General features: G+C 68.7%; 24 protein-coding genes and 1 tRNA gene. 11 read left to right on the forward strand and 14 right to left on the reverse strand.

Going from position 1 to position 23198, the window contains the following annotated elements; genetic code table 11:
• Nucleotides 1-73 precede the first annotated feature (73 nt).
• From AC0662_RS28675 to AC0662_RS28685, 3 genes are read left to right on the forward strand one after another with little or no spacing between them, the layout of a single operon-like run.
• Entirely contained in the window at nucleotides 74-541 is a 468-nt protein-coding gene (locus AC0662_RS28675) for an NUDIX hydrolase (protein ID WP_478304481.1), read from the forward strand.
• Nucleotides 542-600: 59 nt separating this feature from the next.
• The gene (locus AC0662_RS28680; protein ID WP_478304483.1) at nucleotides 601-978 is read left to right on the forward strand and encodes a hypothetical protein; all 378 of its coding nucleotides are present in this window, start codon (nucleotides 601-603) and stop codon (nucleotides 976-978) included.
• A gap of 46 nt (nucleotides 979-1024) precedes the next feature.
• Nucleotides 1025-1561: a DEAD/DEAH box helicase family protein gene (locus tag AC0662_RS28685; protein ID WP_478304485.1), complete on the forward strand. Its 537-nt coding sequence runs from the start codon at nucleotides 1025-1027 to the stop codon at nucleotides 1559-1561.
• Here AC0662_RS28685 and AC0662_RS28690 read toward each other — a convergent pair.
• Together AC0662_RS28690 and AC0662_RS28695 are read right to left on the reverse strand one after the other, a co-directional pair.
• On the reverse strand, nucleotides 1545-2063 hold the full coding sequence (locus tag AC0662_RS28690) for a GNAT family N-acetyltransferase (protein WP_452199566.1): 519 nt from the start codon (nucleotides 2061-2063) through the stop codon (nucleotides 1545-1547). The genes AC0662_RS28685 and AC0662_RS28690 overlap by 17 nt on opposite strands.
• A gap of 82 nt (nucleotides 2064-2145) precedes the next feature.
• Nucleotides 2146-2217: transfer RNA gene (locus AC0662_RS28695), tRNA-Gln, on the reverse strand.
• A 122-nt stretch (nucleotides 2218-2339) separates the two neighbouring features.
• Here AC0662_RS28695 and AC0662_RS28700 point away from each other — a divergent pair.
• The 6 genes from AC0662_RS28700 (at nucleotide 2340) to AC0662_RS28725 (ending at nucleotide 9403) form a co-directional block, all read left to right on the forward strand.
• Complete coding sequence (locus AC0662_RS28700; protein ID WP_478304487.1) at nucleotides 2340-3338, forward strand: acyl-CoA desaturase; 999 nt, start codon at nucleotides 2340-2342, stop codon at nucleotides 3336-3338.
• A 57-nt stretch (nucleotides 3339-3395) separates the two neighbouring features.
• Nucleotides 3396-4037 carry a TetR/AcrR family transcriptional regulator gene (locus AC0662_RS28705; protein WP_350281329.1) on the forward strand — a complete coding sequence of 214 codons (642 nt, stop codon included), beginning with the start codon at nucleotides 3396-3398 and terminating at the stop codon, nucleotides 4035-4037.
• Between the two features lie 179 nt (nucleotides 4038-4216).
• Nucleotides 4217-5395 (forward strand): sensor histidine kinase, encoded by a 1179-nt coding sequence (locus AC0662_RS28710; RefSeq protein WP_478304490.1) that lies wholly within the window; start codon nucleotides 4217-4219, stop codon nucleotides 5393-5395.
• Nucleotides 5395-6060 (forward strand): response regulator transcription factor, encoded by a 666-nt coding sequence (locus AC0662_RS28715; RefSeq protein ID WP_452199559.1) that lies wholly within the window; start codon nucleotides 5395-5397, stop codon nucleotides 6058-6060. The genes AC0662_RS28710 and AC0662_RS28715 overlap by 1 nt, the downstream gene beginning before the upstream one ends.
• A 99-nt stretch (nucleotides 6061-6159) precedes the next feature.
• Nucleotides 6160-6939, forward strand: coding sequence for an ABC transporter ATP-binding protein (locus AC0662_RS28720; RefSeq protein ID WP_452199557.1), 780 nt, complete (start codon nucleotides 6160-6162; stop codon nucleotides 6937-6939).
• Between the two features lies 1 nt (nucleotide 6940).
• Entirely contained in the window at nucleotides 6941-9403 is a 2463-nt protein-coding gene (locus AC0662_RS28725) for an ABC transporter permease (protein WP_478304493.1), read from the forward strand.
• A gap of 52 nt (nucleotides 9404-9455) precedes the next feature.
• Here AC0662_RS28725 and AC0662_RS28730 read toward each other — a convergent pair whose 3' ends face one another.
• On the reverse strand, nucleotides 9456-9803 hold the full coding sequence (locus AC0662_RS28730) for a VOC family protein (protein ID WP_478304495.1): 348 nt from the start codon (nucleotides 9801-9803) through the stop codon (nucleotides 9456-9458).
• A 2-nt stretch (nucleotides 9804-9805) separates the two neighbouring features.
• A complete protein-coding gene (locus AC0662_RS28735; RefSeq protein ID WP_478304497.1) occupies nucleotides 9806-10591 on the reverse strand; it encodes a methyltransferase domain-containing protein in 786 nt (261 codons plus the stop codon).
• Between the two features lie 77 nt (nucleotides 10592-10668).
• On the opposite strand from AC0662_RS28735, the gene AC0662_RS28740 reads away from it, so the two are divergent.
• Nucleotides 10669-11184 (forward strand): MarR family winged helix-turn-helix transcriptional regulator, encoded by a 516-nt coding sequence (locus AC0662_RS28740; RefSeq protein ID WP_452197085.1) that lies wholly within the window; start codon nucleotides 10669-10671, stop codon nucleotides 11182-11184.
• Nucleotides 11185-11623: 439 nt separating this feature from the next.
• Here the strand turns inward: AC0662_RS28740 and AC0662_RS28745 are convergent, their stop codons facing one another.
• Nucleotides 11624-13444 carry an ABC-F family ATP-binding cassette domain-containing protein gene (locus tag AC0662_RS28745; RefSeq protein WP_452197084.1) on the reverse strand — a complete coding sequence of 607 codons (1821 nt, stop codon included), beginning with the start codon at nucleotides 13442-13444 and terminating at the stop codon, nucleotides 11624-11626.
• Nucleotides 13445-13493: 49 nt separating this feature from the next.
• Here AC0662_RS28745 and AC0662_RS28750 point away from each other — a divergent pair, with 49 nt between their 5' ends.
• Nucleotides 13494-14342 carry a fructosamine kinase family protein gene (locus tag AC0662_RS28750; protein ID WP_478304500.1) on the forward strand — a complete coding sequence of 283 codons (849 nt, stop codon included), beginning with the start codon at nucleotides 13494-13496 and terminating at the stop codon, nucleotides 14340-14342.
• Between the two features lie 110 nt (nucleotides 14343-14452).
• Here AC0662_RS28750 and AC0662_RS28755 read toward each other — a convergent pair whose 3' ends face one another.
• The 9 genes from AC0662_RS28755 to AC0662_RS28795 form a co-directional block, all read right to left on the reverse strand.
• On the reverse strand, nucleotides 14453-16345 hold the full coding sequence (locus tag AC0662_RS28755) for a GTP-binding protein (RefSeq protein ID WP_478304502.1): 1893 nt from the start codon (nucleotides 16343-16345) through the stop codon (nucleotides 14453-14455).
• Between the two features lie 147 nt (nucleotides 16346-16492).
• Nucleotides 16493-17425: a 4-(cytidine 5'-diphospho)-2-C-methyl-D-erythritol kinase gene (locus tag AC0662_RS28760; RefSeq protein ID WP_452197081.1), complete on the reverse strand. Its 933-nt coding sequence runs from the start codon at nucleotides 17423-17425 to the stop codon at nucleotides 16493-16495.
• Nucleotides 17426-17443: 18 nt separating this feature from the next.
• On the reverse strand, nucleotides 17444-18265 hold the full coding sequence (gene rsmA / locus AC0662_RS28765) for a 16S rRNA (adenine(1518)-N(6)/adenine(1519)-N(6))-dimethyltransferase RsmA (protein WP_452197080.1): 822 nt from the start codon (nucleotides 18263-18265) through the stop codon (nucleotides 17444-17446).
• Nucleotides 18266-18337: 72 nt separating this feature from the next.
• Nucleotides 18338-19474 carry a ubiquitin-like domain-containing protein gene (locus AC0662_RS28770; protein WP_452197079.1) on the reverse strand — a complete coding sequence of 379 codons (1137 nt, stop codon included), beginning with the start codon at nucleotides 19472-19474 and terminating at the stop codon, nucleotides 18338-18340.
• Nucleotides 19475-19690: 216 nt separating this feature from the next.
• Nucleotides 19691-20305 carry a nitroreductase family protein gene (locus AC0662_RS28775; protein ID WP_478304505.1) on the reverse strand — a complete coding sequence of 205 codons (615 nt, stop codon included), beginning with the start codon at nucleotides 20303-20305 and terminating at the stop codon, nucleotides 19691-19693.
• Between the two features lie 21 nt (nucleotides 20306-20326).
• On the reverse strand, nucleotides 20327-20635 hold the full coding sequence (locus AC0662_RS28780) for a hypothetical protein (RefSeq protein WP_452197077.1): 309 nt from the start codon (nucleotides 20633-20635) through the stop codon (nucleotides 20327-20329).
• A 92-nt stretch (nucleotides 20636-20727) separates the two neighbouring features.
• A complete protein-coding gene (locus AC0662_RS28785; protein WP_478304507.1) occupies nucleotides 20728-21777 on the reverse strand; it encodes a hypothetical protein in 1050 nt (349 codons plus the stop codon).
• Nucleotides 21774-22193, reverse strand: coding sequence for a hypothetical protein (locus tag AC0662_RS28790; RefSeq protein WP_452197075.1), 420 nt, complete (start codon nucleotides 22191-22193; stop codon nucleotides 21774-21776). Before AC0662_RS28790 ends, AC0662_RS28785 begins: the two co-directional genes overlap by 4 nt.
• 25 nt (nucleotides 22194-22218) lie before the next feature.
• Nucleotides 22219-23133 (reverse strand): TatD family hydrolase, encoded by a 915-nt coding sequence (locus tag AC0662_RS28795; RefSeq protein WP_478304509.1) that lies wholly within the window; start codon nucleotides 23131-23133, stop codon nucleotides 22219-22221.
• Between the last annotated feature and the right edge of the window lie 65 nt (nucleotides 23134-23198).

Here is a 23198-nt window from a genome sequence, read left to right on the forward strand (position 1 = left end):
ACTCCCGATGTCCCATCTCAGAACCGTAGTCACCCCCCGCCCACTCCGGCGAGTCATGGGATACTCGCGGACTGTGGAAGAGCTCCTGGCAGCGGACGCCGACGGATCGGCGCTGCTCAGCTTTGATCGGCTCGGGGAAGACGAACTCGGTGGGCTGGACCCGGCCGTGCCGCTCACGGCCTCGCTCGTGGTGCTGTGGTGCCGGGGCGAGTGCCTGATGGTGTTCAACAGGTTCCGGAAGGCGTGGGAGCTCCCCGGCGGGATGCTGGATCCGGGCGAGTCGGCGCGGGACGCCGCGATCCGCGAACTCGATGAGGAGAGCGGCCAGCGCGCGGACTCCCTCGAATTCGCCGGCGCCGCACGGATCCGGGTCGCGCCCGACCAGCGGCGGGAGTTCCTGGCGATCTACCGCGGCGAGATCTCCACACCGCAACCGTTCACCCCGAACGACGAGATGTCCCACAGCACCTGGTGGAGCCCGAGCGAGCCCCTCAAGGACCTGCTCCCCATCGACGCCGCCCTCGCCATCCTCTGCGCCTGAACGCTGGTACGCCGAGGTAAAGGCGCGCGGGCATCGCCTCAGCGGGCGATCATGATGCGATGCCCGAAAAGCACTCACGTCTCGTACCTGGCGGCCGAGCCTTCTACCTGACCGAACGCCTGTGGGAGCTGTCCGCCGGCCTTCCCGTCGAGTCGGTACCGATCGACACCATCGCCGCGTTCGACGAGGACTGCTGGTTCGGCGGCGCCGCGGTCACCTGCCGCATGGTCGCCCGCCACGCCGGCCTCATCCAGAAAGCCGACCTCAGCTACCCCGTCATCCTCTCCGCCGACGGCCGCCTGATGGACGGCGGCCACCGAATCTCCAAAGCCTGGATCAACGGCCAATCCACCATCAAAGCCGTCCGCTTCCAAACCGACCCAGACCCCGACTACTACGAGTGGGACTCAGCCCAGCCCACACCTGCCGACGACTAGGCAAATCGCTTTGCCGGTGGCGGCCCAGGACGGCATCATCACTCGAATGCCGACGCCACCAGCCCTAGCGATCTCAGGCCCTCCAGGAGTCGGGAAGACCTCGGTCGGCTGGCGAGTCTTCGACCGCTGCATCGACCTCGATCTCGCACCGGCGTTCGCAGACCTGGACCTGCTCGGCGCGGCCTGGCCTGCTCCCGACGACGACCCACATCAGTCGCGATTGAAAGCAGCCAACTTGGCTGTCGTGTGGTCGAACTACGTCAAGGCAGGCAGCCGTCGCCTCATCATCGCCGGAGTCGTCGAGGACCTCCACGAACTGCAACAACTCGAACACGCCACCGAAGGCCCCGTCGTGCTCTGCCGTCTCGACGCCCCAGACGCCGAACTCGCCCAACGAATCCACAACCGCGGCCGCGAGAGCGAACACAACGTCAACCAGCTCATCACCCGCGCCTGCGAACTCTCCACCCAACTCGCCACAAACGACATCAGCAACTGCGTAGTCAAAACCGCAGCACGCACCATCGACGAGGTAGCCGACGAAGTCCTCGACCGGTGGAGGACGTTCAGGCTCGCCTCGTAGCGAATTGGTCGGCGGTGATCAGGAACTGGCGGTAGAAGCTGCCTTGACCCATGTACTCGCCACCGGCACCCGTCCCGGTTTCGGTCATCCCGAGCCGCCGGAGAATCGTCACCGATCCGCGATTGGCATCGAGCGCCTCGGCCCAGATCTCGGAGAGCCCCAACGTGCCGAACCCGTAGCTGAGACCGGCTGCAGCGGCGGCTGTGCCGATTCCGCGGCCCCACAGGCGTCGTTCCCCAATGACGAACCCGAGCTCGAGGCGTTCTGCGCCCTTCCCGTGCAGATCTACATAGCCCGCTAGGCTGCCGGCGACCTCCGCGCCCAGCCGCCGCAAGTCCGAGGGTGGCTGCGCGATCAGCCTACGATGGAAGGCCAGGCGTTCATCCAGGCCGAGCGCGATGGTCCAGTCCGCGGCACGACAGAACTGTTCATCGTCGCCCCAACCAGCCACGGTCGCCGCGTCATCCGCAGTGAGCGGGCGCAGCCGAACCTCGAGGTTCACCCGGCCAATCTACTCAGCGCTCAGTAGTGACGTGCGAGCAAAAACCCCGGCTCGGGGACTCCAGAGCCGGGGTTTTGGGTTGCTCCCCCGCCAGGTTTCGATCCTGGTCTTCGAGATTCAAAGTCTCGCGGGCTGCCGATTACCCCACGGGGGATCGTGGTTGCCGGGACAGTTTGCCACGAGTGGGGTGGATGACACGCTCAGGGGTTCCTTACCTACGGGGCCGTAGGTTACGGTGGCGTAGGTAAGGACCCCCTGAGCCGAGGGAAGACACACATGACTCCACCCGCCGTTGCCACGCCGGACGCGCCCACCCGTACCGCGCCCGCCGTCGAGGACGTGCACACCGGGACGCTCGGTGGTGAACGGAAGAAGCCCTGGGAACAGGTAGCACTCGCGCTGTTCATCGCCATCCCGTTCCTGGCAGTGCTGGCGGCGGTGCCGATCGCGTGGGGCGGGTTCCTCGGCTGGCGGGACGTGGTCCTGGCGGTGGTGTTCTACACGATCGCCGGACACGGGATCTCGATCGGTTTCCACCGGCTGTTCACGCACAAGTCGTTCAAGCCGAACCGCGCGACGAAGTACGTCCTGGCGATCGCCGGCTCGCTGGCGATCGAGGGGCCGGTGATCCGCTGGGTGGCCGATCACCGCAAGCACCACAAGTTCTCCGACCGCGACGGCGACCCGCACAGCCCGTGGAAGTACGGCAACAGCCTCGGAGCGCTGTCCAAGGGCTTCTTCCACGCGCACGTCGGGTGGTTGTTCGACACCGAGCAGACTCCGCAGCGGCAGTACGCGCCGGACCTGCTGAAGGACAAGGACATCGTCCAGGTGTCGCGGATGTTCCCGCTGCTGGTGACTGTCTCGCTGCTCGCGCCGGCGATCATCGGCGGCCTGTGGTCGTGGTCGATCGAGGGCGCGTTGACCGCATTCTTCTGGGCCAGCCTGGTCCGGATCGCGCTGCTGCACCACGTCACCTGGTCGATCAACTCGATCTGCCACACGATCGGCGACCGGCCGTTCAAGAGCCGCGACAAGTCCGGCAACGTGTGGTGGCTGGCGATCCTGAGCCAGGGCGAGTCGTGGCACAACCTGCACCACTCCGACCCGACCTGCGCGCGGCACGGCGTACTGCGTGGGCAGCTCGACACGTCGGCGCGGTGCATCTGGTTCTTCGAGAAAATGGGCTGGGTCAGCGACGTCCGCTGGCCGGTCAGGGAGCGCCTGGAGGCCCGCCGGGCCGACGCGACGCCCCGCACCTTGAAGGCGGCCTGACCGTAATTCCCGCACCCGCAACACCTGAGTACGGCATGATGCTGACGTGATCTCGACGTGACGGAACCCAAACCGCGGCGGTCCGGCCGGATCCGGATGACGAGTGCCGAGCGTCGCGAACAACTCATCACCATCGCCCGCGGCCTGTTCGCCCAGAAGGGGTACGAGGCCACCTCGGTGGAGGAGATCGCGGCGCGCGCCGAGGTCTCCAAGCCGGTCGTGTACGAACACTTCGGCGGCAAGGAAGGCCTGTACGCCGTCGTCGTGGACCGCGAGGTACGGGCGCTCCTCGACGGTGTCACCCAGTCGCTGACCGCAGGCCGGGCGCACGAACTCGTGGAGCAGGCCGCGCTCGCGCTGCTCGACTACATCGAGAACAACTCCGACGGTTTCCGGATCCTGGTCCGGGACTCCCCGGTCGGTTCGTCGACCGGTTCGTTCATCTCGATCCTCAGCGACGTCGCAACCCGGGTCGAGCACATCCTGGCGGAGAACTTCAAGCGCCGCGGCCTGGACCCGAAGAACGCGCCGATGTACGCCCAGATGCTGGTCGGCATGGTCGCGCTCACTGGCCAGTGGTGGCTGGACGCCCGCAAGCCGAAGAAGCCCGACGTCGCCGCGCACCTGGTCAACCTGGCCTGGAACGGCCTGTCCGGCCTGGAGCCGAAGCCGACCCTGTCGACGCGCCCGCACAAGTAGGCGTACCGAAGAACGGGTAGTGGTCCGGGCTCCGGTCATTCCGCACGCCTGGGGGCGGCGGCACCCAGCCAGGCGGAGGCGACCACTACCCGTCGTTCGGTACGCAACACCCTGGTCGTACGCCGACATCCGACTGTGGACTGACCCCTCGCAGCGGGCGGCCCCGTACCCTGGCTCGCATGACGGGGATCTTGACCGCGCGGCCGCTGCCTGCCCGGAGCAGGGCGTTCGACCTGTTCCTCGCCGGCGGGCTCTGTGTGACGTTCGGGTTCCTGTCGCTCGCCCAGGCGCACTTCGGCGGCATCCTCGCGTTCGGCATGCTGGTCCCGCTGATCTGGCGCCGTACGCACCCCGAACTGGTCTTCTTCGGCGTCTGCTCGGTCGCCGTCCTGCAGTGGCTGACGGGGGTCGAACTGCAGCCCGGCAATGTCGGCCTCCTGGTCGCGCTCTACGCGATCTCCGTGTACGGCGACGTACGCCTGAGCCGGATCGCCCTCGGGATCGGCGGCCTCGGCGTCCTGATGGCGACGTCGAGGTACTGGGCGGGCTCGGACTGGAAGCAGCAGGTCACGATGATGGTCGCGCTCGGCGCGGTCGTCTTCGGCGTCTGGGCGTTCGGCGAGCGCCGCCGGACCCGCGGGCTGTACGTCAACCAACTCGAGGAGCGGGCCGCCCAGCTCGAGCGTGACCGCGACCGCGAGGCGAAGCTGGCTGTCAGCAACGAGCGGACCCGGATCGCCCGCGAGATCCACGATGTGGTCGCGCACGGGTTGTCGATCATGATCGTCCAGGCCGACGGCGGTCTGTACGCCGCGGACCAGTCCCCCGAGGCGGCGAAGAAGGCGCTCGCGACCATCGGCGACACCGGCCGCGCGAGCCTGACCGAGATGCGCAAGATGCTCGGCCTGCTCAAGCAGGACGAGCAGAACGAACTGGATCCGAACCAGCCCCGCCCGCAGCCTGGCGTCTCGTCGCTGCCGGAGCTGATCGAGAACGTCCGGGAAGCCGGGCTGGCCGTCAGCTACGACGTCACCGGCCAGCCCCGCGACCTGCCGGCCCTACTCGGCCTCACGGCGTACCGGATCGTGCAGGAGGGGCTGACCAACACCCTGAAACACGCCGGGCCGGGAGCGCGGACCTCCGTCACCTTGGACTTCGGTCGCGAGATGCTGATCGTGGTGGTCACCGACGACGGCCGCGGTGCCGGCGTCGCGCCGAGCTCGGACCCGGGTCACGGCCTGGTCGGGATGCGGCAGCGCGCCTCGGTCTCGGGCGGTACGGTGAGCGCCGGACCGAAGGCGGGCGGCGGTTACGAGGTGATCGCCAAGCTGCCGTACAACCTGCCGACTGGAGAGTGATGGACGACGTGATCCGGGTGTTCCTGGTGGACGATCAGGAACTGGTCCGAGCGGGATTCACGATGCTGGTCGACTCCCAGGCGGACATGCGCGTCGTCGGTCAGGCGGGTGACGGCGGCGAGGCGGTCGAGAAGATCCAGGTCACCGCGTGCGACGTCGTACTGATGGACGTCCGGATGCCGCGACTGGACGGCGTCCAGGCCACCCAGCAGCTGCAGTCGTTGCCGCAGGCCCCCAAGGTGATCGTACTGACCACCTTCGACCTGGACGAGTACGCGTTCGCCGCGATCAAGGCCGGCGCGGCCGGCTTCCTGCTCAAGAACACCCCGCCCGCGGACCTGCTGAGCGCGATCCGCCAGGTGTACTCCGGTGACGCGGTGGTCTCCCCGAGTACGACGAAGCGGCTGCTGGAGCACTTCGCCGGCGCACTGCCCGACACCGAGACCGAACGGCCGGACCTGGCCGAGCTGACCGCCCGCGAGCGCGAGGTGCTGATCGAGGTCGCCCGCGGCCTGTCGAACACCGAGATCGCCAAGCTCTTCACGTTGTCCGAGGCAACGGTGAAGACGCATATCGGCCGGATTCTCGCGAAGACCGGCCTGCGGGACCGGGTCGCGCTCGTCGTCCTGGGGTACGAGACAGGGCTCGTCCGGCCGACCAAGTAATACCCAGGTAGGACGCGGAGTCCCCACTCTGGTCCGACGTACGCAAGCCTCGCGTTCACTAACTTTTGGTTCACCATCGGGTTTGAACCAAGGAGTGACATGAGCTTGCAGACCGGGGAGCTTGCGGCCGGGCGGCTGCCGCAGGACGGGGAGCCGCGGACCGCGATCCGGGCGCACGAGCTGCGCAAGGTGTACGGACAGGGCGACACCGCGGTCGCCGCGCTCGACGGCGTCTCGGTCGACTTCGGCGTCGGCCAGTTCACCGCGATCATGGGCCCGTCCGGGTCCGGCAAGTCGACGCTGATGCACTGTCTGGCCGGGCTGGACACCCCGACCGGCGGCCAGGTACTGCTCGGCGAGACCGAGCTGACCCAGCTGCCCGACGCGGAGCTGACCAAGATCCGCCGGGACCGGATCGGGTTCGTGTTCCAGTCGTTCAACCTGCTGCCGATGCTGACCGCGAAGGACAACATCCTGCTGCCGCTCGAGCTCGGGAACCGCAAGCCCGAGCAGCAGTGGCTCGGCACGCTGATCGACGTACTCGGGTTACAGGACCGGCTCACGCACCGGCCGTCGGAGTTGTCCGGCGGTCAGCAGCAGCGGGTCGCGGTCGCGCGTGCCCTGGTCGGCCGGCCGGAGGTCGTGTTCGCCGACGAGCCGACCGGCAACCTGGACTCGCGGTCCGGGGCCGAGGTGCTCGGCTTCCTGCGCCGCTCGGTCCGCGAGTTCGGCCAGACCGTGGTGATGGTGACCCACGACCCGCTGGCGGCGTCGTACGCCGACCGCGTGGTGATGCTTGCCGACGGCAAGCTGGCCGGCGAGCTGCGGCAGCCGACCCCGGAGAGCGTCCTGGACGCGCTGCGCCAGCTGGGGGCCTGACGTGCGACGCTCCATCCTCTCCTCGCTGCGCGCCCACCTGGGCCGCCTGATCGCCGCCTGCCTGGCGATCGTCCTCGGGGTCGGTTTCGGGTCGCTCGCGATGATCGTGCACGCGTCCGCGTCGCACGGCGTCGACGAGACGATCGGTGCGCAGTACAAGGGGGTCGACGCGGTCGTCTCCACGGGCAACGCGACGATCTCGCCGGACGACATCGCGAAGGCGCAGAAGATTCCGCAGGCCGCGTCGGTCGTCACGCTGACCACCGCCTTCCTGCAGGCGTCGTACCCCGGTCTGGTCCGCCCGACGTCACTTCCGATCGACGCGCTGTACGACACCACCCACATCTCCGGTCCCGGGACCTCGTCCGGCCGGTTGCCCACCGCAACCAACGAGATCGCGTTGCCGGCCCGGACCGCCGCCAAGCACAAGGTCTCGGTGGGCCAGACGCTGCGGATCAGCTCGTACGACGACAAGTCCTGGAACGTCACCGTGGTGGGCCTGCTCGACGACTCGAAGAGCGTCGGTACGGCGGCCGCGGTCGCGACGCCCGCGGCGGTGAAGGTCTTCGAACCGGGCGCCTACACCCGCGCGATCGCGATCGCCGGCAAGCCCGGTGTCACCGAGCAGCAGCTCGCGGACGCCGCGCAGGCCGCGGTGTCGAAGGACCTGCGGACCTACACCGGTACGGCGTACATCCAGCACGAGGTGGAGGGCTTCACGCACGGCATCGACGTACTCGGTGGTGTGTTCGGGATGTTCGCCGTGATCGCGCTGTTCGTCGCCTGCCTGGTGATCGGCAACACGTTCACGATCGTGATCGCCCAGCGCACCCGCGAGATGGCGTTGCTGCGCTGTGTCGGCGCGTCCCGGCGACAGGTGTTCTCCTCGGTCCTGGCCGAGGCGGCCGTGGTCGGCGCGATCGCGTCGGCGATCGGTGTGGTCTTCGGGGTCGCGCTCTCCGCGCTGGCGCTGGCGCTGTCCCGCGAGTTCGACTGGGGTATCCCGGCCGTCCCGTTGCATCTCGATCTGTCGTCGATGTTCCTGCCGCTGCTGCTCGGTACGGTCGCCACGCTCATCGCCGCCGTCGTACCGGCCCGGCGCGCGACGAAGGTGGCCCCGCTGGCCGCGCTGCGTCCCGAGGCTACTCCGGCGGCCGCGTCGAAGGCCGGCGTACTGCGCCTGGTCCTGGGCTTCCTGCTGCTCGCGGGCGGCGGTCTGCTGCTCGCAGCGGGAGCGTCGCAGAGCCAGGTCTTGCTCGGTGTCGCGGGTGGCGGGCTCTCGTTCCTCGGGGTCCTCGCGATCGGTTCGCTGCTGGTGCCGGCGTTGATCCGCCTGATCGGCGCGCTCCCGGCCCGAGGTGGCGGCGTACCCGCCCGGATCGCCGTCGCGAACGCGGTCCGGAACCCGAAACGTACGGCGGCCACGACGTCCGCCCTGCTGATCGGGGTCACGCTGATCAGCCTCACCTGTGTCGGAATCGCCTCGGTGCGCAAGACCTTCGACGTGTCGATGGACGGGCAGTATCCGGTCGACCTGATGGTGACGACGTACAACGAGAAGATGCCGGCCGGCGCGGAACAGCAACTGCGCGACATCAAGGGCATCACGCAGGTCGTCCCGATCAGCAAGGTGACCGTGAACGCCGGCGGCCAGGAGCTCCCGGTCACCGGGATCGACCCGAAAGCGGCCGGCTCGGTGATCCACAACCCGGATCTGGCCAACAAACTCGAGCCGGGGACGGCGCTGCTGGACCACTCGACGATGGTCCTGCTGCAGGTCGAGAGCGGCGTCCCGGTGACGATCGTCGCGGGGAAGCACAAGCTGCTCATGAAGGCGAAACTGGCAACCGGGCTCGGACCGATCACGGTGACCTCGAGCGACCTCGCGAAGCTGGCGCCGAACGCGGCGGTGACCGGGTACTGGCTGGCGTCGGATCCGAAGGCGAACGGCTCACAGGTGATCGAAGCCGTCCAGCAGTCGATCCCGACCGTGAAGGACCTGAGCGTCGAGGGCGGTCTGGCCGAGCGGACCAGCTACACGAAGATCTTCGACGTCCTGCTGATCGTCGGGATCGGTCTGCTCGGGGTCTCGGTGCTGATCGCGCTGGTCGGCGTCGGGAACACGCTCAGTCTGTCGGTGCTGGAGCGGACGCGGGAGAACGCACTGCTCCGGGCGATGGGGTTGTCCCGACGCCAGCTACGCCGGATGCTCGCCGTCGAGTCGTTGCTGATGGCACTCGTCGCGGCCGGTCTCGGGATCGTGCTCGGCCTGATCTACGGCTGGACCGGGACGAGTGCGCTGATGGGCGGCCAGACGGTCGACGGTGGTGTCGAGTACGCCGTACCCGGGAAGCTGCTGATCGCAATCGCCGCCATCGCCGCGGTCGCAGGCTTGCTCGCCTCGGTCCTGCCCGCTCGCCGGGCGGCGAAGGTCGCACCGGCCGGCGCGCTGGCCACCGAATAACACCGAGTAAGACCAGCGGCTCGCCCGGCTTGAGGGGGCCGGGCGAGCCGCTTCAGACGATCTCGATCCGATTCCCGTGACCGTCGGCGGTGTGAAACCGCCGGCGGCCCGGGATCGTCTCGTTGTCCCACTTCACCGGGAAACCGAGGCTCTCCAGCTGGGACGCCAGCGCATCCAGATCCTCCACAGCCAAGGCAGGATGAGCTTTCTTAGCGGGCGTGAACCCCTCCTCCACACCGACGTGAATCTCCGCCGCACCAGCCTTGAACCAGCACCCGCCGCGCGCCTGCAGCAACTCCGGCTTCTCCACCTCGGTCATCCCGAGCGCGTCCCGGTAGAACGCCCGCGCCACGTCCTCACCACCAGGCGGGCAGGACACCTGCACATGATCGAGCCGCATGCTCACCCCTTCTTCTGGGCAACTGCGAAGATCCGCCGGAACGGCAGCAGCGTCCCGTAGTCCCGCTGCGGGTACGCCTCCGCGAGCCGAGCGCCGTACTCCGCCTCGAACCGCGGCCGCACGTCATCGGGCAACGACTGCAGCACCGGTCGCGCGCCGGTCCCCTTCACCCACTCCAGTACGGCGTTGTCGCCCGACAGCAGGTGGAAGTACGTCGTCTCCCACGCGTCGACCACGCAGCCCTCGGCGCTCAGCGCATCGACGTACTCCGCCGGCCCCGGTACGTCGGGGCGCAGCGACGCGTCCTTCGCGTACTCGGCGTACGGCTCGGTGCCGGCGAGTTCGCGCAGGATCGCGTGCGACGGCGCGTTGCCGTTGCCGGGGATCTGGATCGCCAGCCAGCCGCCCGGCCGCAGCGCGCGCACGAACCCGGGCAACAGGTCGAGCTGTTCCGGGACCCACTGCAGCGTCGCGTTGGTGACGATCACGTCCAGCGAACCCGGCTCGGGCGCCCATTCGCGGACGTCGCCGAGCTCGAAGCTCAGGTGGTCGTCGGCGTACTCCTGCGCCTTCTCGAGCATCTGCGGCGAGCTGTCGATCCCGACGATCGTCGCGTCCGGCCAGACCGGCCGGAGCGTGGCGGTGAGCGCGCCGGGTCCGCAGCCCAGGTCGACGACGTTCCGCACGCTGTCCGCACGGACGCGCTCCACCAGGTCGCGGAACGGGCGGGCGCGCTCGTCGGCGTACGTGCCGTACTGCTCGGGACTCCACACGGGTGACGTGCGCATCGGCTGACCTCTCTCGGGATTTATCTTGACGTCGAGATACTTTACCTCCGGGAGTTGTCTTGATGTCAAGAGTCTTGATGAGTACTCTCGAAGCCATGGAGGACGAGGTCGACCGGCTGATCGAGGCCTGGCGCCGCGAGCGCCCCGATCTCGACGTGGCGCCGATGGAGGTGCTGTCCCGGGTCAGCAGGCTCGCGCGGCACCTGGATCGCGCGCGCAGTCAGGCGTTCGACGCGCACGACCTGGAGTCGTGGGAGTTCGACGTCCTCGCCGCCCTCCGCCGCGCGGGTACGCCGTACCAACTCTCCCCCGGCAAGCTGCTCAAGGAAACCCTGGTCACGTCCGGCACGATGACGAACCGGGTCGACCGACTGACCGCCCGCGGGCTGGTCGAGCGCCTCCCTGACCCGAGCGACCGCCGCGGGGTGCTGGTGCAACTGACCACCGCCGGCCGGGACAAGGTCGATGCCGCGATGGCCGACCTGCTCACCCACGAGCGCACCCTGCTCGGCGGCCTCAGCGACCGCGACCAGCAGAAGATCGCCCGGGTACTGCGCGAGCTCGTGCGCCCGTTCGACCTGGAAAAGCACTAGAAAACAAACCGGTTTATCACCGCAGACAAAGCCTCGCCGGCGTCGACAAACGCGCGCCGGAATTGTGTCGGAATAATCCGAAAAGACGACCCGTCACTTCACCGGGGTCCCAATCGTTGCTAGTTGCAACGAGATCGAGAGGCTGTTGTAGCCGACGACTATCGACACCGGTGAGGGCCAGGACTAGGGTCATCACCGTCGGTGCCAGATCGACTACACAACGTCAGAACATGGTGACTTCGGCGGCAAGAGGTGGTCCGCCGAAAGCGGTCGACGGTGTCCGGGGCTCGGGGCCCGAACAACGCCGGCCGGCACGGGGCCCGCTCACCCACGAGCTCGGCGCACCCCTCCGAATCACAGGGGATCGGAGGGTGCGCCGCTGCTCACAGCTCCTGCACAGCAACGATTTCCGGACCGGCCCAAGGCCGAGACCCGCTGCCTACTCGGCGCGCTCCGCGGCCTCGAACCAGGCGGTCTCCAGCTCCCCGCGCTCGTCGGCGAGCTTGCGGAGCTCGGCGTCCAGCTCGGCCAGCCGCGCGTAGTCGCTCGCGCTGGCGGCCAGCTGGTCGTGCAGTTTCGCCTCGGTCTCGGTGAGCTTGCTGAGCTGCCGCTCGATCCGGTTCAGCTCTTTCTTCGCCGCCCGGGCCACTGCCGCGTCAGCGGTCGGACGCTCAACGACCTGACCATTTCCGGTCGCCGCCAAATCACTGGACATCTCGACCGCCGGTGTCGACACATTTGACGCCGCCCGCCGCGGAATTCCGGCCTCGAGTTCCTCGAGATACTGATCGACACCGCGCGGGAGATGCCGCACCCGGCCATCACCCATGATCGCGTAAACCATGTCGCTGACCCGCTCCAGGAAGTACCGGTCATGGGTCACGGTGACGACCACACCCGGCCAGCTGTCGAGGAAATCCTCCAGCACGGTCAGCGTCTCGACGTCCAGGTCGTTGGTCGGCTCGTCGAGGATCAGCACGTTCGGCTCATCGAGCAGGATCCGCAGCAGCTGCAACCGCCGCCGCTCGCCACCCGACAGGTCGGAGATCCGCGTCGTCAGCTTGTCGCCGGTGAACCCGAACCGCTCCAGCAGCTGCGAGGAGGTCAGCTCACCGCCCCGCCCCGCGAGGGCCGCCGTACGCCGGATCGCGGTGATGTGGTCGAGGACCGTGACGCTGCCGTCGATCTCCTCCAGCGTCTGCGAGAGGTTGGCGATCCGGACCGTCTTGCCCTGCTTGACCACACCGCGATCCGGGGCGAGCAGGCCGGTGAGGACCCTGAGGAACGTGGTCTTGCCGGCGCCGTTCGGGCCGAGCAGCCCGATCCGGTCCGCCGGGCCGAGCCGGAACGTGACGTGGTCGAGCATCTTCCGGTCGCCGAAGCTGAAGCTGACGTCCTCGACGTCGAACACGTCCTTGCCGAGCCGCGAGGTCGCGAGCTGGGACAGGGCGAGCTTGTCGCGGGGCGGCGGCTCGTTCTCGATCAGCGCGTTCGCGGCGTCGATGCGGAACTTGGGCTTGCTGGTTCGCGCCGGTGCACCACGGCGCAGCCAGGCGAGCTCCTTCTTCAGGAGGTTCTGCCGTTTGCCCTCGACGACCTGCGCGTTCCGGGTCCGTTCGGCCTTCGCGAGCACGTACGCGGCGTACCCGCCGTCGTACGACGCGACGCTGCCGCCCTGGACCTCCCAGGTCTCGGTGCAGACGGCGTCCAGGAACCAGCGGTCGTGGGTGACCACGATCAGTGCGCCGGCGCGGTCGACCACGTGGTCCGCGAGCCAGCTGACCGCCTCGATGTCCAGGTGGTTGGTGGGCTCGTCGAGGATCAGCAGGTCGACCTCGGTGAGCAGCAACCGGGCCAGCGACGCCCGCCGGCGCTCACCACCACTCAAGCTGCCGACCAGCGCCTGGTGGTCGACCTCACCGAGCAAGTGCTCCATCACCGACCGTGCTCGCGGATCCGCCGCCCAGGTGTAGGTCTCGACATCGCCGAGGACCGCGTGCAGCACGGTCTGCCCGGGGTCGAGATCGTCGCTCTGCCCGAGGTACCCGAGCCGCAGGTCGCGGTTGTGTGTGATCCGGCCGCTGTCGGGCTCCTCACGGCGCGCCAGGAGCTGCAGGAGCGTCGACTTGCCGTCGCCGTTGCGCCCGACCACGCCGACGCGCTCGCCACGGCCTATGCCGAGGGAGACGGAGTCGAGCAGGGTGCGGGTCCCGAAGCCCTTCGAAACAGCTTCCAGATTGACCAAGTTAGGTGCCGCCATAACGCGCCCAAGAGTAGCCGACCGCGACAGCTGTGCCAGGATCGTCCAGGTGCTGACTACTGCTTGGCTCGACGGCCTGTCTCTGGGCGATGCCGTTTCGGCTGATCCGCTCGAAGGTGGGTACGCGAGCAAGACCTTTCGCGTGCGTACGACGGCGGGCCGCTCGGTGGTCGTGAAGACGCAGGACGACCTGCCGCCTGACCTGTACGCATTGGAGGCGGAGGGCCTCGACGCGCTGCGGGTGGCCGGCGGATTCGTCGTACCCGAGGTCCTGCGGGTGACACCGACGTTCATCGTGCTGTCCGACCTGGGTACGTCGGCGGCGTCACCGACGTACTGGGAGGACGCAGGGCGGGCTTTGGCCGTGCAGCACCAGCAGACCGCGGACAAGTTCGGGTATCACCACGACAACTACCTGGGGACTCTGCTGCAGCGGAACCCGTGGACGACCGACGGGCACGCGTTCTTCGCCGAGCACCGCCTACTGCGCTTTCTGGAGTTCCCGACCTGCCACAACCAGCTCCCCGAGGCGGACCGCCGTCGTCTCGAACGCATCGCCGGCCGCCTCCACGATCTGGTCCCGGCCCAGCCGCCGTCCCTCGTGCACGGCGATCTCTGGCACGGCAACCTCCTCCCCGGGCCGTCCGGCGACCCCGGCATGATCGACCCGGCCGTCCACTACGGCTGGCCTGAGGCCGATCTCGCCACCCTGCTCATCTACGGCCACCTGTCCGACGACTTCTTCACCGCCTACGAGGAAGCCCACCCGCTGGAGTCCGGCTGGCGCGACCGGCTCCCTCTCCTCCACCTGCGAGAGCTCCTCTCCATCACCGCCCACACTCCCGGCGTCACCGAAACGGTCGAGGAAATCCACACCATCCTCGAGAGCTTCGACTAGCGAGCGGACCGCCACCACTCACCAACCCGGGCTGCGCCGCCCTCGCCGGCCGCTCCCACGCGGGGAGCGCGCCCGACGACCTGGGTTGGTGAGTGGTGCACGTCCGCTCCCTACGCCCGGTTGAGGTGCAGGAGGTACTGCTTCTCGTTGAGTGGGTTGCCGTCCGTGCGGGCCCGGGTCGGCGGCGGTCCGGCGACGGGCGTGTAGCTGTGGAAGCTGGTCGCGAGCAGGCCTTCGCCCCGCGTGAGCGGCGGGAGGTGGGACTCGAAGCCGTGCGTGGTGGCGGCCGGGACGGTGCCTTCGAGATGTGCCTGGGTCGGGGTGAGCGTGGTCTCCAGGACGACGCCGCGGTTCTCGGCCACGTGCGCCATGATCCGCGAGACGGTGTCGGACGGGACGTCCAGCTCGAAGTGGTTCACCGGCTCGAGGACCGTCGTACCGGCCTGGTGAATCGCCTGCGTCAGGATCAGCGGGACGAGGCGGCGGAAGTCCGCCGCGACGGTGGCGACGCTGGAGTACGCCGTGTGCGTCAGCGCGACGTGGATGTTCGGGATCTCCCAGCCGTACAGGCCTTGGTGCAGCGTCTGGCGGACCGTCTCCTCGATCGCGGTGTGGAAGGCGCGCGGCAGCCCACCGAGTTCGACCTCCAGCTCGTATTCGATGCCCTCGGCAACCGGCGACACCCGGAAGCCGACGCCGGCCAGCCAGAGGTTCCCCGGCTCACCCATGTCCCGCATCGCCGACCCCGTTCCGTCCAGCCGCTCGACATGGATCGGTGTCGTCTCGCTGAAGGTGACGTCGACGCCGTACTCGGTCGCGAGCAGCGAGGCGATCACCTCCTTCTGCACCTCGCCGTACAGGCTCACGGTGATCTCATCGGCCTTGCGGACCCGGATCAGCGGGTCCTGCTCGGCGAGCTGGGTCAGCCCTTGGAACAGCTTCACCCGATCCCGTGCGCTCACGACGGTCTCCAGGGTCGGCGGCGCGAACAGCTGCCCGACCCGTTCGGTGCGAACGCCGAGCTGATCCCCGATCCGGATGCTCTTCAGCCCGCGCAGCGCGACGATCTGTCCCGCCTCGGCTCGGTCGACCGACTGCCGGCCGCCGTCCGAGAACACCTCGATCCCGGTCGGCCGGATCAGGTACTCTGTTCCGTCGACCGGCTGCACCGGAACCGGCGTCCGGGCCGGCAGCGAGCCGGTGACGATCCGCGCCGACGCGATCTTCTGCCCCGCGGCACCGCGCTCGACCTTGAACACCCGCGCCCGCAGTTCGTCCGCCGGCGATCCGGTTGCTCGCGGCAACCAGGTTCGGATGCCCTCGATCAGCTCCGGTACGCCGGTTCCGGTCATCGCCGAACCGAAGTACACCGGGTGTACCGACGCCGCCGCGACCTGCCGCGCGAGTTCCTCCGCGGGATCAGCATCGGCATCTTCGAGGTACCGCTCCAGGAAGTCGTCGTTGCGTTCGGCAAGCAGTTCGCCGAGCACCTGGTTATGTAACGGCAGCGGCGCGTACCGCGCGGACCGTTGCCCGAGGTCGGTCACAGTCCCCATCGGTACGGCGGCCGGTGTCAGCAACCGCCGGATGTCCGCGAGCAGGTCGTCGTACCGGGCGCCGACCCGGTCGATCTTGTTCACGAACAGCAGCGTCGGGATCCGCAGCCGGTCGAGGGTACGCATCAGCAGCCGGGTCTGCGGCTGCACGCCCTCGACGGCCGACAGCACCAGCACCGCACCGTCCAGCACGGACAGTGCGCGCTCGACCTCGGCGATGAAGTCCGAGTGCCCGGGCGTGTCGATCAGGTTGACCGGCAGGTCGCCGAGCGCGAACGCGACCACGGCGGAACGGATCGTGATGCCGCGCTTCCGCTCGAGATCCATCGAGTCGGTCTGGGTGCTTCCGTCGTCGACCCGGCCGACCCGGTCGATGACGCCGGCGGCGTACAGCAGCCGCTCGGTCAGGCTGGTCTTACCGGCGTCGACATGCGCCACAATGCCCATCGTCAGAGAGTTCAAGAGTCCTCGCGAATGCGTCGAAGCGATCAGTACCGATGAGGTAGATCGATTCGCGGCGCATCCCGGTCTCCTGTCTCTTGGCTAGGGCTTGTTCGACGCTAGCACCGGACGGCGGCGGGGACGAGCGGTTTTCTAGCGGCTGACGATCGCCGGCAGGATCCGGGCGCCGGGGACGGGACCCTCCGCCTGCCGCACCATCCGGCAGAGGCCGGACTCCGCGAGCTCCACCGCCAGGTCCACCGCGCTGCGGCTGTCGGCGGCCAGGAACAGGCACGTCGGGCCGGACCCGGAGATCTGCGCGGCCAGCGCGCCCTGGTCGAGGCCGAACTGCAGCGTGTCGGACAGCTCCGGGCGCAACGACAACGCCGCGGCCTGCAGGTCGTTGCTGAGCGCAACCGCGAGCGCGCCCGGCTGCCCGGACAGCAACGCGGACATCAGTTCCGGACGAACCTGCGGCGGCTCCACGCGGCGCAGCGGCCGCAGCCGGTCGAGCTCGCCGTACACCTCCGGCGTCGACAGGCCGCCGTCGGCGATCGCGAACACCCAGTGGAAGGTCCCGCGGGACATCACCTCGGTGACCTGCTCGCCCCGGTTCTGCCCGAGCGCGGTGTGGCCGACCAGGCAGAACGGTACGTCGCTGCCGAGCTCCCCCGCGTGATGCTGCAGCTCGGTCTGGGTCAGCTGCAGCCCCCACAGCCGGTTGCAGGCCACCAGGGTCGCCGCGGCGTCGGTCGAGCCGCCGGCCATCCCGCCGGCCACCGGAATGGTTTTCCGGATCGTCAGGTCGACACCCTCGTCGACGTCGTACTCCGCCTGCAGCAGCCGGGCCGCCCGCACCGCGAGATTGGTCTCGTCGGTCGGTACGTCGTCCGCGAAGTCCCCCACGATCTCGACCGAGACCTCGCCGTCGTCGTCCCGCACCGCGGCGGTGACGTCGTCGTACAGGGCAACGGCCTGGTACACCGTGGCGACGGGGTGGAACCCGTCCGGGCGCGGCGGGCCGACCGACAGACCGAGATTGATCTTGGCCGGCGCCCGCACCGTGACCTCAACAGAAGGTGGCACGTCGCACAGGCTAGTGCCTTATACAGTCCTTGCTGCACCTGCGAGCGCGGCGAACTCTGTGATCCCGAGCATTTCGCCCCGTAACCGGGGGTCGATGCCCGTCGCGCGGAGTACCTCGTCGAGCCGCTCCCGGTCCGGCATCCAGCGGGCCAGCGCGGAACGGATCGTTTTCCGGCGCTGCGAGAACGCCGCCTCGATCACCGCGAACACCTCCTCGCGCGCGGCCGGCGTCGCCGGTGGGTCCCGGCGCTCGAAGGCGACCAGGCCGGAGTCCACATTCGGTGCCGGCCAGAACACGTTCCGCCCGATCGGGCCGGCCCGCCGTACGTCGGCGTACCAGGCGGCCTTCGCGGACGGTACGCCGTACGTGCGCGACCCCGGCGGGGCGGCGAGCCGGTCCGCGACCTCGGACTGCACCATCACGAGTCCGTGCCGTAGCGAGTCCGACACCTCGAGCAGGTGCAGCAGGACCGGTACGGCGACGTTGTAGGGCAGGTTGGCGACGCAGGCGGTCGGTTCGCCGATCTCGGCCGGGCCCACGTCCATCGCGTCGGCCTCGACGACCGTCAGGTCCTTCGCCTGCTCCGGCGCGTACGTCGCGATCGTCGACGGCAGCGCCTGCGCGAGCAGCGGGTCGATCTCGACCGCGGTGACCCGGTGCCCCTCCGCGAGCAGCGCCAGCGTCAGCGAGCCGAGGCCGGGCCCGATCTCCAGCACCGTCTCACCGGCCGTCAGCTCGGCGGCCCGGACGATCCGGCGGACCGTGTTCGGGTCGATGACGAAGTTCTGCCCACGCTGCTTGGTCGGGCGGACCCCGAGAGCAGCGGCCAGTGAACGCACTTCCGCCGGACCGAGAAGTCTCGGTCCGGCGGAAGTGGATGAATCAGACGAGGTCACCTCGTCAGTCTGTCACTAGGCCTTCTTGCCACAGACGGGCCACGCGCCGTAGCCACCGCGGTCGGCCTTGACCTTCTCCGCGATCGAGATCTGCTGCGCCTTCGACGCACCGTTGGCGTTGCTCGCGTACGCCGTACCGCCGTACGCCGCCCAGGTGCCGTGGTCGAACTGCAGACCGCCGTAGTACCCGTTGCCGGTGTTCGCGGCCCAGTTACCGCCGGACTCACACGCGGCGATCCGGTCCCACGCGCCGCTGCCACCGCTCGGCGTCGGGGTGGTGTCGGTCGTCCCGGTGGTCGTCGTGGTCGGCGTCGTCGGCTTCGGCTTGGTGCCGACCAGCACCTCCTCGTCGACCGCCTTGGTCACCAGCTTCGACCCGACAACCTTGGTGGTCGACAGCTTGCCGTCCAGGAAGGTGTACAGGTACGTGACGGCCTTCGCGCCGTCGGTGCCCTTGGTGGTGGTCTTCGTGGTGCCCTCGAGCAGGGTCGCCGACTCGGTCTTGTCGGTGCCGTGCGCGATCGCCTCGTTCTTGGTGACGGTCTTCTGCAGGACCTGCACGAAGCCGACCTTGTTCACGCCCAGTTTCAGCGGGGTGGCGGCGGCCGGGGTGATCCGGTCGTCGGCGTCCCACGCGATCTTCGCCTGCGTGAGGGCCTGACCGACGGTGCCGGCCAGCGACTTGATCGTCACGGTCTTGCCCTGGTGCACGATCTGCACCGTCTTCGGCGTGGTGACGGTCAGCTCCAGACCCTGCCGGCCGAGCGGCGCGCTCCGGCTGGTGGACAACTGCGCCCCGTCGTACCGCAGACCGAGGTCGGCAAGCGCCTCGTTCACGCTGGCTGCCGTGGTCCAGTACGCCTTCTTGGCGCCGTCGGCGTTCACGGTCAACTGTCGGCCGTACTGGACCGAGATCTCCTGGCCGTCCTTGAGCTTGGAGTCCGGAGCCGGCGCGACCAGGTCATGGTCGCCGGTCTGAACTTTCTCGGCCTTCAAAGCGTCTGCCACGGTGGAGCCGAAGGTATGCACCTTCCGCACCTGGCCGTCGACGGAGACGCTGACCGTCTTGCTCTTCACGGCATATGCCACAGAGCCGCCCGCGACGGCGAACGCAGCCGTCGCACCGACGGCCGCGATGATGGACTTACGCACTAACGCTCCCAGGTAGGGCTACCCGGGCACGGGGTCGGACAGCACAGGCATCGGCCGCGCGCGCCAGGTTGGCTGCCTGGAGTGAGGGGTCAACGCCGAGGGGCGTGCTGCCCGGGATCTTCCCCGATCCCGGCCAACATCACGGGACCATAACGAAGAAGTAGCGGAAGTGCCAATCCCCTGGTCGGCGAGTCGTGAAAAGGTGTAACGGCGTCCTTACTCGGCGTGATGGCCCCACTGCCCCCGATGCACCACTTCGGCGGTCGTCCGGCGGCCCCTTCTCAGCGACGGCGACCGCTTGTCCGGGGCCCGGTGACCGACCGACAGCACCCCGACCAGATCGAACCCCTCAGGTACGCCGAACTCCTTGAGCAACCGACCTGCTTTATCCGCAGGAGGCCCGAAAAAACAGGCTCCTAGGCCTTCGTCGACGACTGTCTGGAGCATCAGCAGGACCGCCATGCCGGTGTCGACATACCAGTACGGCGCGGTCCAGCGACCCTCGTCGCGATCGGTCCAGCCCTTGTCCGGTTCGGTGTACCGATCGAGGTACGCGTCCTTGTGCGCGAAGGCCAGAATCAGCAAGGGCGCGCGGCGCAGGCCTGTGATCCATTCAACATACTTCTCGTCCGGATCCTCGGCCGCGATTCCCCAGTACCGGTCCCGTTCCGCGCCCTCGAGGGTCAGGAACGCCCAGCCCTGGCTGAAACCGCCCGACGGGGCCCGCAGACCGTTCTCCAGGATGCGTTCCCGGACCTCGTCGGGCACCGGGCGGTCCGGGTCGTAGTTCCGCACCATCCGCCGACGCCGTACGACCTCACTGAACTCCATGCGGTGTGTCTACCAGCAGACTCACCCGACGTCGTCGCCGACCTGCAGGTGACGCCAGTACTCCGCCTTCGGCTCGCCCTTCACGCCGGCCGCCGTCATGATCCGCTGGATCTGCGGCCCGGAGTGCTCGAAGAACGCCTCGAACGACGCCTCGTCCGGCCACTCGTCGACCACCAGAACCTCACGCTCGCTGCCGTAGAAGTGATGCGAGATCAGCCCCCGGCTGGTCGCGTCGGCCACCACGTCACGGAACATCGCCCCGTCGTCAGCCGCCAGCTTCTCCACCGCCGTCGGATCCCCACTGATGCGCAACGTCATCAGAACACTCATGACCCCTCCCATCGAGAACCGGCGCCGGGATCAGCGCCGGCACCCTCAGCCTGCGCCTCCCCCGCAGCCGACTGCAACGCCCGCCGAAAAGTTCACGACGAGCGTTCAGGCGACTGCGGCCGGTCGGTCCGTTGCCCCCGTGGCCGGCCTTCGTTGCCCTGCTCGGACGGCGCGTGATCGGTGCCAGCTGGCGACCGCTTGGTCGCGCCCGCTGCCGGCGCCTGAGCATCGGTCAACCCCCGCAGACGCGCGAGCTCTGGAGACTGGTTCTGCTGGGCTTGGTACTTGCCCTCGATCTGGTTGAGTTCCGTGTCCAGCCCGGCAACCGCCGTGCGGGCAGCCGCAGTGGCTGCAGCGGCCTTCACGTCGTCCCCGAGCGACTCGTCGTCCTCGACCGCTTCGAGTCCGGACAGCGCCGCGTGCAGCGGGGCGATCAACTGCTTCCGCACCTCGGCCCGATGGGCTTCGGGCATCAGGCCTGGCTTGACGAGACGTTCGTCGATCACCAGGTCGACCGCGACGTTCCAGCGCTGGACGTCGTCGGCAAGGATCAACTTCTGGGTGACCTCGGCACTCGTCAATCCACTCCGCTCGGCCAGCGCCTGATCGAGGTCGCGGGCGGCGGGGGTATAGGCGGGATAGGCGTCGATACTCGTTTCGGCCAGTACCTCGGCTTCCACCGCTTCCAGCCCGGCGTACGGGAAGACGTCGTGGATGACACCGTCGAGATTGACGAGGGTCCAATGCTCGGTGCGGCCCTCGTTGTCTGCCTCGGCCGCGGCGTCGAACGGGTGGGCGTCCGGTGCCGACTCGTCGCCGGACTCCGCCAAGAGGTGCACGGCTTCGTGGGTCAGCGTCGCCATCGCGTCGCGAACCTCGAGGACCTCGCCGCCGGTGAGTGGCCGATCGAGATCCCTTGCCTTGCGCAACGGTTCGAGAATGTTGTCGATCGACACCCACATGTTGCCGTCGTCATCCGCTGCACCGAGGAAGTCCGGATCGGTGTCCACGAGTACTTGCCCGTTCCAGCGGGTGCGGGGCGCGGTCCCCGTACCACCGACGCGCTGATCGACGACGGTGACGACTGCGGCGACCAGCCTGTACTCCCAGGATTCCGGGGAAATCCTGACAGGGCCGGTCACGATCCGCTGTCCGGGCGTTCGGCTCGGCGGCGCTCGATCAGGCGCTTGAGGGTCGAGTTCATCCGCAGGATCGTGCGGAACTCGCGTCGCGGGGCCTGCCGCGCCAACGTGCCGATCTCCCGGATCGCGCGTTCGGCATGAGCGATCTGATCGGCCGGCGAGCCGCTGTCGTTGACGACCTGCGTGACGAGGCTCGCCGCGCGCCAGTACTCCGGGCTGGTACCCGCCTTCGGCCCACTGATCAACTCGGGGAGCTTCTGCGCCCTGATCAGGGCCAGCCGGCGGGAACGCTCGTCGTCGATCTGTTCCGCCAACGCCTTCAGGCGCGCGACCTCGGCAGCCACGGTGGCCTCGTCGGCCTCGCGCAACGATTCGGCCAGCGCGATGACCTGAGCGTCTACCGTGTCGAAATCCACCGGCTCAGGTTATCGGCTGCGGTGATTACCAGGGGCCGCCGAAGGCGTTGTTTGCGTTGTTGTTGAGGGCTTCGCAGAGTTCGGGGACCGAGATGTTGAGGACGTCGGCCATCTTGCGGACGGTGTGCGGGATCAGGTACGACGCGTTCGGTTTGCCGCGGTACGGCGACGGCGTCAGGTACGGCGCGTCGGTCTCGACCAGGATGCGGTCGAGGGGGGTGACAGCCAGTGCGTTCCGTAGCGACTGGGCGTTCTTGAAGGTGACGACGCCGGCGAAGCTCAGGTACGCGCCACGGTTCACGCACTCGCGGGCGAACTCGGTGTCGCCGGAGAAGCAGTGCATGACGAGGCGGTCCGGGACGCCCTCGCGGTCGAGGATCCGGAGGATGTCCTCGTGCGCGTCCCGGTCGTGGATCATCAGCGTCTTGTCCAGCCGCTTCGCCAGCTCGATGTGCGCGGCGAACGACTCGTGCTGCGCGGCCTGCCCGTCCGCGCCGGTGCGGAAGTAGTCGAGCCCGGTCTCACCGATCACCCGGACCTTGTCCGAGCCGGACGCCAGCCGCTCGATCTCGGCCAGCGCACTGTCCAGCTCGCCGGCCTCCTTCAGCTTCGGCGCCTCGTTCGGGTGCAGGGCGACGCCGGCGATCAGGTTCGGGTACTGCGCGGCCGCCTCGACCGCCCAGACCGCGCCCGGCAGGTCACACCCGACCTGGACGATCCTGGTCACGCCGACCGACGCCGCCAGCTTGATCGCCTCGGCCGGGCTCAGCCAGGCACCGTCCTCGCCGTCGGCGATGTCGAGATGGCAGTGCGCGTCGACCACACTCATCGGCAACGGATCCGGCACCGCCGGCCGACTCCGATCCCGCGACCGCCCGTCCTCCCCCACCGCAGCCCGCTCCCGGGTCGGCCGCCCCACCTGCACACCTTCAGAACCCATAGGGCTCACAGTACTGACAGCCCCGCTGGCGGGTTGTTGCTGCACTGCCTGGTTACAGCACGCCA

This window comes from Kribbella sp. NPDC043289, assembly GCF_056436705.1.